The organism is Flavobacterium bernardetii, from assembly GCF_011305415.1.
Classification (GTDB): Bacteria; Bacteroidota; Bacteroidia; order Flavobacteriales; family Flavobacteriaceae; genus Flavobacterium; species Flavobacterium bernardetii.
In genome coordinates this window covers 126,120-140,416 of the sequence record NZ_JAANOQ010000006.1, presented here as the reverse complement: position 1 = coordinate 140,416, position 14,297 = coordinate 126,120, and the positions used below count along the sequence as shown (strand labels likewise).

General features: G+C 29.9%; 14 protein-coding genes. 3 read left to right on the top strand and 11 right to left on the bottom strand.

Annotated features, from left to right (window positions below; translation table 11 throughout):
• Positions 1-214: 214 nt before the first annotated feature.
• The 8 genes from G6N05_RS11760 to G6N05_RS11725 all read right to left on the bottom strand — a co-directional run bounded on the left by G6N05_RS11760 (position 215) and on the right by G6N05_RS11725 (position 8,645).
• The gene (locus tag G6N05_RS11760) at positions 215-1,549 is read right to left on the bottom strand and encodes an HlyD family secretion protein (RefSeq protein ID WP_166129357.1); all 1,335 of its coding nucleotides are present in this window, start codon (positions 1,547-1,549) and stop codon (positions 215-217) included.
• On the bottom strand, positions 1,542-1,901 hold the full coding sequence (locus tag G6N05_RS11755) for a four helix bundle protein (RefSeq protein WP_166129352.1): 360 nt from the start codon (positions 1,899-1,901) through the stop codon (positions 1,542-1,544). The genes G6N05_RS11760 and G6N05_RS11755 overlap by 8 nt, the downstream gene beginning before the upstream one ends.
• A 106-nt stretch (positions 1,902-2,007) precedes the next feature.
• Positions 2,008-4,212, bottom strand: a complete 2,205-nt coding sequence (locus G6N05_RS11750; protein ID WP_166129347.1) for a peptidase domain-containing ABC transporter — start codon at positions 4,210-4,212, stop codon at positions 2,008-2,010.
• A 291-nt stretch (positions 4,213-4,503) separates the two neighbouring features.
• Positions 4,504-5,307 (bottom strand): hypothetical protein, encoded by an 804-nt coding sequence (locus G6N05_RS11745; RefSeq protein WP_166129344.1) that lies wholly within the window; start codon positions 5,305-5,307, stop codon positions 4,504-4,506.
• Positions 5,308-5,945: 638 nt separating this feature from the next.
• Positions 5,946-6,476, bottom strand: a complete 531-nt coding sequence (locus G6N05_RS11740; RefSeq protein WP_166129341.1) for a hypothetical protein — start codon at positions 6,474-6,476, stop codon at positions 5,946-5,948.
• Positions 6,457-6,732 (bottom strand): hypothetical protein, encoded by a 276-nt coding sequence (locus tag G6N05_RS11735; protein ID WP_166129336.1) that lies wholly within the window; start codon positions 6,730-6,732, stop codon positions 6,457-6,459. Before G6N05_RS11735 ends, G6N05_RS11740 begins: the two co-directional genes overlap by 20 nt.
• The gene (locus G6N05_RS11730; RefSeq protein WP_166129332.1) at positions 6,729-7,616 is read right to left on the bottom strand and encodes a hypothetical protein; all 888 of its coding nucleotides are present in this window, start codon (positions 7,614-7,616) and stop codon (positions 6,729-6,731) included. The genes G6N05_RS11735 and G6N05_RS11730 overlap by 4 nt, the downstream gene beginning before the upstream one ends.
• Before the next feature lie 414 nt (positions 7,617-8,030).
• Complete coding sequence (locus G6N05_RS11725) at positions 8,031-8,645, bottom strand: response regulator (protein WP_166129328.1); 615 nt, start codon at positions 8,643-8,645, stop codon at positions 8,031-8,033.
• 233 nt (positions 8,646-8,878) lie between these two features.
• Here G6N05_RS11725 and G6N05_RS11720 point away from each other — a divergent pair, with 233 nt between their 5' ends.
• Positions 8,879-10,057, top strand: a complete 1,179-nt coding sequence (locus tag G6N05_RS11720; RefSeq protein ID WP_166129323.1) for an acyl-CoA dehydrogenase family protein — start codon at positions 8,879-8,881, stop codon at positions 10,055-10,057.
• Positions 10,058-10,269: 212 nt separating this feature from the next.
• Entirely contained in the window at positions 10,270-11,046 is a 777-nt protein-coding gene (locus G6N05_RS11715; RefSeq protein ID WP_166129318.1) for a DUF3050 domain-containing protein, read from the top strand.
• 62 nt (positions 11,047-11,108) lie between these two features.
• Here G6N05_RS11715 and G6N05_RS11710 read toward each other — a convergent pair whose 3' ends face one another.
• From G6N05_RS11710 to G6N05_RS11700, 3 genes are read right to left on the bottom strand one after another with little or no spacing between them, the layout of a single operon-like run.
• A complete protein-coding gene (locus tag G6N05_RS11710) occupies positions 11,109-11,459 on the bottom strand; it encodes a DUF4296 domain-containing protein (protein WP_166129314.1) in 351 nt (116 codons plus the stop codon).
• 2 nt (positions 11,460-11,461) lie between these two features.
• Entirely contained in the window at positions 11,462-12,805 is a 1,344-nt protein-coding gene (locus G6N05_RS11705; RefSeq protein ID WP_166129311.1) for a dihydroorotase, read from the bottom strand.
• Complete coding sequence (locus G6N05_RS11700) at positions 12,806-13,528, bottom strand: polyprenol monophosphomannose synthase (RefSeq protein ID WP_166129307.1); 723 nt, start codon at positions 13,526-13,528, stop codon at positions 12,806-12,808.
• 105 nt (positions 13,529-13,633) lie between these two features.
• On the opposite strand from G6N05_RS11700, the gene G6N05_RS11695 reads away from it, so the two are divergent.
• Positions 13,634-14,293 carry a DUF4271 domain-containing protein gene (locus tag G6N05_RS11695; protein ID WP_317167485.1) on the top strand — a complete coding sequence of 220 codons (660 nt, stop codon included), beginning with the start codon at positions 13,634-13,636 and terminating at the stop codon, positions 14,291-14,293.
• Positions 14,294-14,297: the final 4 nt, after the last annotated feature.

Genomic DNA, 14,297 nt, shown 5'->3' with positions numbered 1-14,297 from the left:
GTTTGTAAATAGTTATGTATTGAGTCAAGTTAAAATTATATTAATAATTCAAGTTTTTAATGGATTGAACAGGAGTTATGCTTGTTCTTTTATTTAAAGATTTTGTAAATGAAATAGCATTCTTAAACACTCCACTTTCTGCAATAGCTTAAGTGGAGTGTTTTCTATATTTAGGATTTATAATCATCTCATTTATGGCATAATTAATTTTCATTTACTCCACTTGATACATGCTTCTAAACTGATAAAAAATTCTTTCAATTAAACGTAAATCTTCTGTAATAATAGCTGCGGAACCGCGCATTTCTTGTTGAAATTGAATTTTCTTTTTATACAAAGTTTCCAAACCATTTGGCAAAGCGATATCCATTAATAAATTTCCATCTTTATCTGGCGTTAATGATATTCGTTTTACTTTTCCTTTTAAAATTCCGAATTCTTTGTCAGGATAATTGGCTAAACGAATATTTACACGTTGGTTTTCTTTAATTTTTCCTGAGTTTAAAGCGGCTGCTTTTAGTTTACCAATGAAGCCATTTTGTTGTGTTGGAATTATGGCAAACATATTTTCTCCTGCTGTAATGTTTTGATTCACTGACCAAATTTGTAAAAACGAAACAATTCCTTCATCGGAAGCACGAAAAACATAGTTTAATTCCCAATCTTTAATGGCTTTTTTTAGTTGGTAAAACGCTTGTAACACATTAGTTTCTAAATTGGTGTTTTCTTTATTTTCGTTAATTTGAGTGGTTTGATTGTTTCTTTTTAAATCGTTTATCGAAGATTTAGTTTGAGAAATGGAGCTCAATAAATTTTTATAATTTTTCTCCGCTTGCAAATAAATTAAGCGTTGTTTTTCGATTTCTTGTGCTGAAATTACCCCTTTTTTAAATAGGGTTTCTTGTCGGTTGACATCATTTTTTTGAATTTGTAATTCATTTTCAGTAATTGACTTTTGAGCAATTAACAACTCTAATCTTTCGGCTAATTGTGTCTTTTCATAACCTTGCGCATTAGTTTCTACATCAAAAGGATGTAACTTTTTGTTTAAATGATCTGCAATATATTGTTTTTGAAAAACAGCAAAACTAGCTTCCACTTCTCCCAATTGAGCATTATTAAATTTTTCAAATGGGAATTCACTTTTATTCAAATCGATGTTTTCTATAGTCGATTTCAACAAAAAAACATCTTTATAGTTTGCCGAGTTTTCAATCACCGCTAAAGGTGTGTTGGCTTTCACGTTGGCTTTGTCTTCAATTAAAATCGCCTGAATTTTCCCATGTACTTTTGCGACTAATTTTTCTGGTGGCGTGTTAGTAGTGATAATAATTTCGCTTGTCACTACATCTGGATATCTGATAAACCAAGAAGTGAATAACAACAATAAAATAATTCCAAAAATTAAAAAGGTGCCCCAACGGATCATCCAATTCGGAACTTTGGTAAGAATATCTTGTACTTCTTCGCTGCGTAGTTCGAAGTCAGGAGCTGGAAGCTGGGAGTTTGAAGCTGGGAGTTTAGCGTTAGGTGTTTTAAATTCAGTCATTTTTTACTTTCGATTTAAAAGCAATTAACATATTCATTAAGTTAAAAGCTTCATTATATTGTTTGTCAAATATCTCTTGTGTAATGTAGTTTCTTCTTTTTGATTTATGTAAACAAGTTACAGTTTCAGCTAAAGAACGAACAGAATAACCAAGAAAACGATTAAATTCTGCATTTGATTGTAAGATTGAACCTTCTGAAATATTTAAAGCAACAGAATCAGAAGCTCTAAGTATTTGAGAAGAAAGGTTATATATCTCATGTTTAGGAAATAGCAATGACATAGTATAAATTTCTTCGCCATAGTCCATCGCTCTTTGCCAAATTATTAATTTTTCAAATTTGAAACTCATTGATATTAATTTTTATTTTCCATTATCTTCCATCTTCCATCTTCCATCTTCCATCTTCCATCTTCCATCTTCCATCTTCCATCTTCCATCTTCAGACTTCCCGCTTCTAACTTCCTAACTGCAACTGATTTCGCACTAAATTAAAGTAGTTTCCTTTTTTTGCCACTAAGGTTTCGTGGTTTCCTATTTCAATTATTTTTCCTTTTTCTAATACCACAATTTGATCAGCATTCATAACCGTGCTTAATCGGTGCGCGATAACCACAACGGTTTTGTCTTTGAAAAATATATCTAGCTTTTCCATGATTTCTTTTTCGTTATTCGCGTCAAGCGCAGAAGTCGCTTCATCGAAAAACAACATTTCTGGGTTTTTATAAACCGCTCTTGCAATTAATAAACGTTGTTTTTGACCTGTACTCATTCCAACACCTTCAGAACCAATTTTGGTGTTATATCCTAAAGGTAAACCAGAAACATATTCTTTAATATTCGCAACATCTGCTGCATAAACCAAACGCGCTTTGTCGATAATATCTACGCCAATAGCAATGTTGTTAGCAATTGTATCATTGAAAATAAAACCTTCTTGCATTACGGCACCAATATTGTTTCGCCACGCTTTTTGAGAAATGTTTTTTAGTTGTGCATTTCCAATTGAAATTTCTCCGTTTTGTGGTTCGTAAAACTTTAAAAGTAATTTCATGAGAGTGGTTTTTCCACTTCCGCTTGTTCCTACAATGGCTGTGATTTTATTGGCTGGAATGGTAAGGTTTAAATTGTCTAACACGGAAATATCGGAACCTAAATAACGAAATGATAGGTCTTTAATCGTAATGTCTTCATTATTTGGAATATCATTGGATTGATGTACTTCTTGTTGAACTTCGTCTTCTTTTTCGTGAATTTCAGATAAACGCGCTAGGGAAATTTTAGCATCTTGAAGTTCTCTTACAAAACCAATAAGTTGTGAAATGGGTCCATTTAAACTTCCAACTATAGAACTAATGGCCAGCATCATTCCTAAGGTAATTGTACCATCAATAACCAGTTTGGCAGATAAAACAAGGATAAAAATATTTTTTAATTCATTAATGATTTGAGAACCTGATGATTGTGTTTGTTCTAAGATTAAACCTTTTGTAGAAACGCGGAATAATCTCGCTTGTACATATTCCCAACCCCAACGTTTTTGTTTTTCGGCATTGTGCAATTTGATTTCTTGCATTCCGTTTATCAATTCAATTACTTTGCTTTGTTCTTGTGAAACTTCTGAGAAACGTTTGTAATCTAATGTTTCTCGTCGCTTTAAAAAAAGGGTAATCCATCCGAAATACAAGATACTTCCAGCGAAGAATACAAAAAAGATCATTAAATTATAGTAAGCTAAAACGCCGCCCATCACAATCATGTTAAAAACAGAAAAGATAACGTTTAAGGACGATGTAGTCAATATTTTTTCAATTCGATGGTGGTCGTTGATGCGTTGCATGATATCACCCGTCATACGAACATCGAAAAAAGATATAGGTAAATTCATTAATTTGATAAAGAAATCAGAAATTAATGAAATGTTGATTCTAGTAGAAAGGTGAAGCATAATCCAGCCTCGAATTAATTCTAAACCCATTCTTCCCGCAAAAAGGAACAATTGAGCAAATAAAATCATGTACACAAAGCTCATGTCTTGGTTTTGAATACCAACGTCGACAATACTTTGCGTTAAAAACGGAAAAATTAATTGTAAAACACTTCCTGCTAGAAGATTAACAGCTAATTGTATTAAAAACGATTTATATTTTAGTACATAACGAGATAATAAGCCAAAACCTAAGGACTTTTTCTTACCATCTTTATCTGTAGTGACACTTTCTAAATCGTAAAAAATGGGTGTTGGTTCTAATAATAAAGCCACACCTTCTTGAGTGAAATTGTCTGCATTGTTTCCAATCCAGAATTTTATAAAATCAGTTTGATTGTATTCTATTAATCCGAAACCCGGATCTGAGACTAAATATTTTCCTTTTTTGATGTCATAAAGTACCACGTAATGTTCTTTATTCCAATGCAAAATGCAAGGCAAAGGCGCTTCGTTTAAGCGTTCTAAGTTTAATTTAACACCAAGGGTGCGAAAACCAATTTTTTCAGCAGCATCAGATAAAAAAAGCAAATTACTTCCTTCTCTTGTGGTTTCACTAAAATCTCTTAATTGTTGTATGTTTATGTTTTTGCCATAATGTTTACCTACTATTTTTAAACAGGTGGGGCCACAATCTTTGCTATCGGCTTGTTTGTAATTAGGAAATTTTTTCAATTCTTTTAATTTGGGTTCAAAAATAGTTAAAAACTACCTAAAAAATATTTTTAGGTAGTTAATGAAAATTAAGTATTATCGCCGTCACATGATCCTGTTCCAGTAGCTGAACACTTAGTTCCTGTCCAGATCGGTTTTTGAAATCTTGGTAATGCTAAGCATTGTGATTGACTCATTGTGAATTGGTAAAACTGGCATGAGCAAAATTGACTAAAATCGATGGCTATTCCACCTTTAATTGATTTCTGCTCATTTTTCTCAGTTGTTTAATTATCAATTTCTTTAAATTGGTTATACTGCTTTTAATGATTCTTCATATTTAAATTCTTTTTGAAAGTCAGTAATAAAGAATTTTAATTCACCTATATTATATTCATCAGGAAATAAATTTTCGTTAATTATTTTTATAGGTGTGTTGTTAAATTCATTTTTCAAACACCAAAAATATTGGTTCTGTAATTGTTTGTTGGTAAGTAAATGTGGTATTTCAATGTTCCATTTTCTTCTCCAAGTTTTTAAATCGGTTTGGTTAATATACCAATCTATTATAGCTTCTTTCGCTTTTTCTGGATCTTGTTCATTTAAAGCTAGCAAATTTTCCGCAACTGATTTATTAGGATTTTCTGTATTGCTAGGATTAACATTAAAAAGAATATTTAAATAGATTTTTTCAGAATAGTTTTGAAAAACCTCATAGGCTTCTTCAAATGTTTCACGACTAGTATTGCAACTTGGGTTTAATATTAGTGTTAATTGTGTAGAACTGTTTTTCTTGCCAAATGTTATCCCTTTTAATTCGTCAAAACCATCATATTCGTCAATACTTTTATAATGAAATTGGAAAAAATTGAAATTCCTTTTAAATTTTTTTAATTCCTTTATTTCTTTTTCAAATTTAATTTTGTTTACTACGATTTGATTCACAAAAAACCAAAAACATATCAGTAAAAGAGTTGAAAAAATGATGTTATAGAACGTTAATAGGGAAGTATTAATTCCATATATGTTAACAAATTCAAAAACAACACTTTGAATGATGATTATGAATGAAACCGCAATGTATAAAGTATACCATTTTTTTAGCAGATTTAGCATTTTGTTTATTTTTTAAAATTAATTAATTTGGGATGCAATCTAAAATTCTGTTTTTGTTTTTTTACAATCTGTTTCAATTGTTATGGATGTTGAGGTTTTATTGACATTCACAATGTTATTTTCATATACGGCCAAAAATTTATCTGGTAAATCCAAAAATTGTTCTTTAGAAGCCTTAATGGCTATGTTCTCAATAGAAGCAAATTTTGAGAATCTTTAATTGCAAATAGGCTAGGATAATTGGGATGAGATAAAAATAAATCTTCTAATGATTCTTTCTGGTTACTATAACCATTTTTATCTAAATATTTGTTCAGAAGAGTAACCATCTTATTGTTTTTTAAATTACTAATAGTAAGTATTCATAAACAATGATAAACTTTTCTAGGTCTGTTTAGAATAAGTAAAAGACAATAAGCGTCGTTTTTTTGCTGTTTTATGAATCTGACAATACTACAAAAAGGAATTCAGAAAAAATTACGGGAAAACCGCAATTTTATAACTTATTTTTTTAGATTTTAATTTCCTTAAAATAGGATAAAGTTAATTTATTATTGGATTTTCTTTTAAACAAGTTGAACCGGAATCGTTGCTATCGGCTTGTATGTGATTGAGGAATTTATATACTATTTTGGATTCTAATCAACAGTTATAAAATCTTCAAACAACGAATCGTTTTTTAACGTAGAAAATTTAATAAAATAGTTTCCTTTTGGGAATTCAATAGTGGTGTTTTCTATGTCATAAATGAAAATAGAAATTGGAATAGCGTTAAATTTTAGTTTATTATATTCGTTTTTATTGTAAATTTTAACTAATGTATTTTCCTTTTTATTAATTATAAGTTTTTTAAATTTTAGGTTTAGTTTTCCAAATTCTTCGTCTTTATATACATCTATTAGCGAAGGTTTTATGTTGTTTACAATATAAAAATCAACATTTGTAGCCAATCCATTAAATGTATTAAAATCTGTTGATGAGAAAATCTCAAACTCGGTTGGAATATCAGAAGTTATTTTTATTTGGTTTAGCGTCACAGGATTAATTCCGGTTAGTTCCTTGAAGTATTCTGCCATTCTTTTTTTTGGAGGATTTGTTTCCAAAATATGATCTATACCAGCATAGACGAATATTTTTGCATTTGAATCTTTAGTTATAATTTTTTTCAATTTTTAAATCCGAACAAATCTTATTTCTATTAAAATCAACAATACCTCTTCTATACCAAAAGGTACTCTTTTCATTAACTTCGTATTTACCTAATTTATACGTTATTCCTTTATTTGAAAGACCTATATTTATGTCATTTACATTTATTTCTCCAAAAATACAGTTTAGCTCAATATGTGTAAATAAGTGTTTTATCCAAGTAATCACATCGTCAGTACTTCTGTCATCACTTTCACTTTGAATATTAACTATCATCCTTTATTAAAACTATCTATTACATCATCTGGTAATGCTGGTAAAAAAACTTCTGCTCTCTTAATATTTACTGTGTTTTTATCAACCTTAAAAGGCAATGTTCCGTAAATTGTGAATCCTGTTTTTTCTTTACTGATATAATCTTCATAAATAGCAAAAAAAGAATGAGGCAAATTTCCTTTATCTATCTCCTTGTTAATATAAGGAATCATAAAATTCCAAAAATCATTCGCTTGTTTGTACGTATCTCTATTATGCCACATTATAGGCCACATTTCGTTTTTCCAACCAAATTTTTTAACTAAACTTACACACTCTAACGCTATTATTGAATCTGTAATTTTAAAAGAATCCCAAAAAGCATCATTTTTTTGTTTAACTGTAGATAAAAACAAGCTTTCATTAACTCTGTAAAATTGGTCTATTTTAATAAGTTTCTCAACTTCAATAAAAGCTTCAGGATTTTTCATCATTTGAAATTTCTTTTTTATTAAATCAAAATATTTAGGTGAAATCACCTTATTAATTTTATTTGAAATTGAATCAGAAAAAAAATAATCATAATCAATAACTTCTAATTCACTCCCTGCAATAATTGCGTTTTCAACTTCTCTTATTCCTTGCTTAGATTTATTAATTTTGAAATATATTGATGCTTTAGCCATATATAGATGCCCATAAATATTTATTTCTGAATGTTTTTTTGCAAATTCAATACTTAAATTATAATATTTTAATGCCTCAGGATAATTTCCATTTTCATCAAGGGCATTAGCTTTATCTACATTATGTAAATATATATCATATTCATTTTTAACTGTCTGATCACTACTTATTATCTTTATGAAAAAGAATATTGATAAATAGAAAAATTTAATTCTCATTTGACTTAATTTTAAAAATTAAAGAGGCTTAAAAAAGCCTCTTGTTAATTAATTTGACCACTCTCTATAGTCAATTGATGTTCCAGCTCCGTCAGTAATACCTCTTGTTTTTGTTCCGTAATTAACTTCATCACAAGTTGCACCTCCGTTTTTAGTCGTTTCAACCACTTTTCCACCAACAATTTTTAATATATTTTGAATTTCATTTTTTTAAATGGTTCAAACTTGTCTTTTTTTATACTTTCTAATTACATAATTTTAATTTCTAAATTATATAATTGGTTTTATATTCTTAAAACAATGTCATCTTCTTGTCTACGTGCACTTAGTCCTGACCTGAACACTGTAAGTGCAATACTACAAAAAGCAATTCAGAAAAAATTACGGTAATACCACAATTTTTTTAACTGATTTTTAGATTTTAATTCCCTTAAAATCAGCTAAAGTTAATTTAATGTTGGATTTTCTTTTTTCAATAGCGCTTAAAGATAAAGGCAAACTATTTATTAATTCTTTTGTTTTAACACCCTTATTTGTTAGCGATAAAATTTGAAAATCATATTGGTCCAGTTTTATTTTTGTTTGATTTGCCCATTTATAAACTTCTAACATTTCTTCGCTATAAAACAGTTTGTCTTTTTTTAGAGAATCTATTATAGCTGTGAAAGTAAAATTATCAACGTCATTTTTTGAGATAAAAACTTCTGGATTAACAAGATGTACAGCTTTTAACAAAATGTAAAATTCTGTATGCATTGTTATGAAAATTATTTTTGCATTTGGGTGTTTTGATTTAAAATGCAAAGCTAAATCAATACCGTCTTCAATGTTCGAAATGCTGTTTTTAGGCATGCTAATATCAAAAAGAGCAATGTCAATTTCTTTTTCTTCATTAATTATAGAAAGGGCTTTTTCTACTGATGTGGCTTCTAAGAAATTTTCAAACTTAAATGAATTTGTTTTTTTAAGCATAGTCACGTATGTGTCCAAAATGAAAGGATGGTCATCAACTAGTAATATGTTTTTCATTTAATGTTTTTTGAAAATAGGATAACGGCGACTTATTAAAATTCGTATATAAAGTTTTGAAAAAAATATTTACAATAAAATTTCCGACAAAAATACAGTATTAATAAAAATAAATTTGATGCTTGACTGTATTTTTAACTTTTGTTCTTCAATAAATCTAACAAATCAATTTACATTTGTTAAAAAATAATTACTTTTGCAATTCAAATTGATTTTTTAAAAAACAAACACATATGAAGCCAGATTTATTTCAATCGCCAGACTACTATTTGTTAGACGATTTATTATCAGAAGAGCATAAATTAGTACGTGATGCTGCAAGAGCATGGGTAAAAAAAGAAGTTTCTCCAATTATTGAAGATTTTGCACAACGTGCCGAATTTCCTAAGCAAATTGTAAAAGGTTTAGGTGAAATTGGTGGTTTTGGACCATACATCCCAGTAGAATATGGTGGTGCAGGTTTAGATCAAATTTCTTACGGATTAATCATGCAAGAAATTGAAAGAGGTGATTCTGGTGTACGTTCAACATCTTCTGTACAATCTTCATTGGTAATGTATCCAATTTGGAAATACGGAAACGAAGAACAACGTATGAAATATTTACCAAAATTAGCTACTGGTGAAATGATCGGTTGTTTCGGATTAACAGAGCCAAATTACGGTTCAGATCCAGGAAGCATGATTACTAACTATAAAGATATGGGTGATCATTATCTTTTAAATGGTGCTAAAATGTGGATTTCAAATGCACCTTTCGCAGATATTGCTGTAGTTTGGGCAAAAAATGAAGAAGGAAGAATTCACGGTTTAATCGTAGAAAGAGGAATGGAAGGTTTCTCAACTCCAGAAACACATAACAAATGGTCATTACGTGCTTCAGCAACTGGTGAACTTATTTTTGATAACGTAAAAGTACCTAAAGAAAATTTATTACCAAATAAATCTGGATTAGGTGCGCCGCTTGGATGTTTAGATTCAGCGCGTTACGGAATCGCTTGGGGTGCTATTGGTGCTGCAATGGATTGTTATGATACGGCTTTAAGATATTCTCAAGAAAGAATTCAATTCGATAAACCAATTGGTGCCACACAATTACAACAAAAGAAATTGGCTGAAATGATTACTGAAATCACAAAAGCACAATTATTAACTTGGAGATTAGGTGTACTAAGAAATGAAGGAAGAGCAACAACTGCTCAAATTTCTATGGCGAAAAGAAACAACGTTGATATGGCTTTAACAATTGCGCGTGATGCACGTCAAATGTTAGGCGGAATGGGAATTACAGGTGAATATTCTATCATGCGTCATATGATGAATTTAGAATCAGTTGTAACTTATGAAGGAACACACGATATTCACTTATTAATTACAGGAATGGACGTTACAGGTTTCCCAGCATTTAAATAATATCACAATGCTATTGTCAAGCTGAACTTGTTTCAGCTTCTCGAAATTTAGATTCTGAAGCAAGTTCAGAATGACAAATATTAAGTTTTGAATTAAGAAATAGATAAAATTGATTAAAAATGCTTCTCTTTTTAGAGAAGCATTTTTATTTTTGCTAAACTTTATAATGCAAAATTACGTAAGTAAGAATAGATCAAATAATTTTAAGTAAGATGAACACACAAGAAGTTAAAAACAGTATTGAAGATATAAAACAAGAGTTATTAAACCATTCGCTTTATAAAAATGTGACTTCAATTGAAGAGTTACACGTTTTTTTAGAGTATCATATTTTTGCCGTTTGGGATTTTATGTCGTTGTTAAAAGGATTGCAAATTCATTTAACCTCTGTATCTATTCCGTGGAAACCAATTGGAAATCCGGAAATTAGATATTTAATTAATGAAATTGTAGTAGCAGAAGAAACGGATATTTCTTTCGATGGAAAAAGACAAAGCCATTTCGAAATGTATATCGATGCGATGAACGAATGTGGTGCGACTACAAATCATATTTTCGACTTTTTAGATAATGTAGAGAAAACAAAAAACATATTTGTTTCGATTAAAGCTTCGAAATTACCAGAAGAAGTAAAGGCTTTTTTAAATTATACTTTTACGATTGTAGAAGAAGGGGAGCCGCATAAAATTGCTTCAGCATTTACATTTGGTAGAGAAGATTTAATTCCGAATATGTTTACCGAAATATTAAGAAACTTCCAAGTGAATTTTCCAACCGTAAACTTATCAAAACTTATTTATTATTTCGAAAGACATATCGAATTAGATGCTGATGAACACGGACCAATGGCCATGAAAATGATTGATGAATTATGTGGAGATTGTCCGAAAAAATGGGCTGATGTGAAGCAAGTTGCACACGATTCTTTACAAATGAGAATTCAACTGTGGAATTCAATTGATACTGTAATTACGAAACAATTAGTATAATAAAAAAGGCGACCATTGCACTACCCCCAAAAAGTTAGACACTATTTGGTCGCCTTTTTTGTTTATTTAAGATCATTTAAATCTGCTGTCTTATTAGGTGTTAGCTCTTCTAAACGTGCTAAAATTCTTTTGTGCATATGTTTGTGTTTTCGCACATCACCTGCATAATATCTGTTGTTTTGATGATATGTGGCACTATCAATTTTATATTTTTTATATATAAAGTCTTTTGAATCTATGTTGTTGGTTTGTAAAACTTCTGGAGAATTAGCTTTAGTTGCTTGTAAAACGGCAACATCAAACAAAATGTTTTCCATCGTTTCTTCGTCTAATAAAACTTTTGGCTTTTTAACGGGATTCTCACTACAAGCGAAAATTGTCAAAACAACACATAAATAAATGACTTTTTTCATAACTATTCTCTGTTAAAAGTTAATCGTTGTCCTGCAATTACATCTTTTACTTTTCCATTGGCATAAACCAATTTTCCGTTAACAAAGGTATGCGAAATACGTGATTTAAAATTAATTCCTTCTAAAGGAGACCAACCACATTTATATAAAATATTTTCTTTTTTCACGTTCCAAGGCATATGCGGATTCACTAAAACTAAATCGGCAAAATAACCTTCTTTGATGAAACCACGATTTTCTATTTTGAAAATCTTAGCCGGATTGTGACACATTTTTTCTACAATTTTTTCTACAGAAATTTTACCTTTAATATACGCTTCCATCATGACAACTAAAGCATGTTGTACCATTGGTGCGCCACTTGGACAGCTTGTATATTTGTTCTGTTTTTCTTCGAAAGTATGAGGCGCGTGGTCTGTTGCAATAACGTCAATTCTGTCATCAAGCAAAGCTTTCCATAAACCATCTTGATCAGTTTGTGTTTTTACTGCCGGATTCCATTTGATTAAATTTCCTCTAGTGTCGTAATCTTTATCGGTAAACCATAAATGATGTACACACACTTCAGCCGTAATTTTTTTGTCTTCTAACGGAATTTTATTTGTAAACAATTCTGTCTCTTTGGCTGTAGAAACATGGAAAATATGTAAACGAGCGCCCGTTTTCTGAGCTAATTCAATTGCTTTTGATGACGATAAATAACAGGCTTCTTCACTTCGAATTAAATGATGTTTGTTTACAGGAATGTCATCACCATATTCGGCAATGTATTTCTCTAAATTGGCTTTAATTGTTGCTTCATCTTCACAATGAACTGCAATTAGCATTTTTGTGGAAGAAAATATCTTTTCTAACGTTTCTGGATTGTCAACCAACATGTTTCCGGTTGATGAACCTAAAAATAATTTGATTCCAGCAACATTTTTCGGATTGGTTTTTAAAACTTCTTCTAAATTATCATTTGTACCACCCATCATAAACGAATAATTCGCATGAGAAGTTTTTGAAGCAATTTGATATTTATCTTCAAGTAATTCTTGAGTAATAGCGTTGGGAACGGTGTTAGGTTGTTCAATAAATGAAGTAATTCCACCAGCTACAGCAGCTCTACTTTCCGAAGAAATATCGCCTTTGTGCGTTAATCCAGGTTCTCTAAAATGTACTTGATCGTCAATCACACCGGGAAGTAAAAAACTACCTTCTGCATCAATAATGACACAGTTTGAAGTTTTAGGACTAATACTATCCGCAATTTGACTTATTATTTCATTTTCAATTAATACATCTCCTTCAAAGATGCTCCCTTCATTTACAATTCTTGCATTTTTAATTAAAAACGTGCTCATTTATAGTCTGTTAAATATTTTTCTAATTCGTAACATAATCACGCCAATAACGGCTTCTCTTATAATCGCACCACTCATTTTAGATTCACCTAAAGTTCTGTCGGTAAAAATAATTGGCACTTCTTCAATCTTAAATTTGTGCACAAAAGCACGGTATTTCATCTCAATTTGAAAGGCGTAACCCACAAATTTGATTTTATCAATGTTTATCGTTTCTAAAACATTTCTTTTGTAGCAAATAAATCCTGCTGTAGCATCATGAATTTGCATTCCGGTAATAAACTTCACATAAACAGAAGCAAAATACGACATTAAAACTCTGTTCAACGGCCAGTTTACTACATTCACACCTTTAGAATATCTGGAACCAATTGCTACATCTGCTCCGTTTTGACACGCCAAATATAATTTCTCTAAATCGTTTGGGTTATGAGAAAAATCGGCATCCATTTCATAAATATATTCATAATTATGAGATAAAGCCCATTTGAAACCATGTACATATGCAGTACCTAATCCAGATTTTTTCGTACGAACTTCTAAAAATAATTTTCCCGCATATTGTTGTTGCAATTCAATTACTTTTTGAGAAGTGCCGTCGGGTGAATTATCATCCACAATTAATACGTGAAAAGTGGAAGGTAACTGAAAAACGGCATGAACAATTCGTTCTATATTTTCAATTTCGTTATATGTAGGTATAATTACTATTCCTGCTGACATGAGATTTTATTTTCGTTGCAAAATTAAGATTTTTTTAGATTTAATGTCTTAATAATATAATAATTAATTCATAGTTATTTTTTTTGTTACTTTTGCGATATGAATATGATGCAATTATCCGAACGAATTTTAGTAAACAAAGATTGGGCCACAGTTTTATTTGTGTTAGCCATTGCTATCATTGCGATTAACAAATCTATCTTTTCTGTTCGATTTAATGAGTTTGTTAAATTAGGTTATTCAGATAAATACAATAAAGTATATAAAGAAACCAATAACTTGTTGAACTGGTTTACTATTTCTATGTTTATCATTCAATTAATTTCCTTTTCCTTCTTTATTTTACTGCTTTTAAGTTTTTTTAATTACACTAAAACGGGCAATTATATTACTTATATTCAAATTGTTACCTTTCTTTTTGTATTTGTTTTGTCGAAATTTTTAATTGAGAAAATTGTAGGAACAGCGATTGATTCTGAAAGTGTAGTAGATCAATTTAACTTGATAAAAACCAATTATAGAGCTTTTTTAGGATTTATTTTGTTGCCGGTTAATATAGTTTTGTATTATAATGCGGTTCCAATTAAAGAAGTTTTCTATGTAATACTCGGTGTTTTCTTGCTTTATAACGTTTTTACGTATTATTTTTTAGTAAAAACATATCAAAAGATGATACTTGGTAAATTGTTTTATTTTATTTTGTATCTTTGCACGCTTGAAATAGCACCGTATTATTTCATGTATTATTGGGTAACTAAAAATTAGGAAT

Excerpts from the sequence above, each read along its gene's own strand:
- G6N05_RS11760 (WP_166129357.1), bottom strand. The coding sequence starts at position 1,549 with ATGACTGAATTTAAAACACCTAACGCTAAACTCCCAGCTTCAAACTCC.
- G6N05_RS11755 (WP_166129352.1), bottom strand. The coding sequence starts at position 1,901 with ATGAGTTTCAAATTTGAAAAATTAATAATTTGGCAAAGAGCGATGGAC.
- G6N05_RS11745 (WP_166129344.1), bottom strand. The coding sequence starts at position 5,307 with ATGCTAAATCTGCTAAAAAAATGGTATACTTTATACATTGCGGTTTCA.
- G6N05_RS11735 (WP_166129336.1), bottom strand. The coding sequence starts at position 6,732 with ATGATAGTTAATATTCAAAGTGAAAGTGATGACAGAAGTACTGACGAT.
- G6N05_RS11730 (WP_166129332.1), bottom strand. The coding sequence starts at position 7,616 with ATGAGAATTAAATTTTTCTATTTATCAATATTCTTTTTCATAAAGATA.
- G6N05_RS11725 (WP_166129328.1), bottom strand. The coding sequence starts at position 8,645 with ATGAAAAACATATTACTAGTTGATGACCATCCTTTCATTTTGGACACA.
- G6N05_RS11720 (WP_166129323.1), top strand. The coding sequence starts at position 8,879 with ATGAAGCCAGATTTATTTCAATCGCCAGACTACTATTTGTTAGACGAT.
- G6N05_RS11715 (WP_166129318.1), top strand. The coding sequence starts at position 10,270 with ATGAACACACAAGAAGTTAAAAACAGTATTGAAGATATAAAACAAGAG.
- G6N05_RS11710 (WP_166129314.1), bottom strand. The coding sequence starts at position 11,459 with ATGAAAAAAGTCATTTATTTATGTGTTGTTTTGACAATTTTCGCTTGT.
- G6N05_RS11705 (WP_166129311.1), bottom strand. The coding sequence starts at position 12,805 with ATGAGCACGTTTTTAATTAAAAATGCAAGAATTGTAAATGAAGGGAGC.
- G6N05_RS11700 (WP_166129307.1), bottom strand. The coding sequence starts at position 13,528 with ATGTCAGCAGGAATAGTAATTATACCTACATATAACGAAATTGAAAAT.
- G6N05_RS11695 (WP_317167485.1), top strand. The coding sequence starts at position 13,634 with ATGATGCAATTATCCGAACGAATTTTAGTAAACAAAGATTGGGCCACA.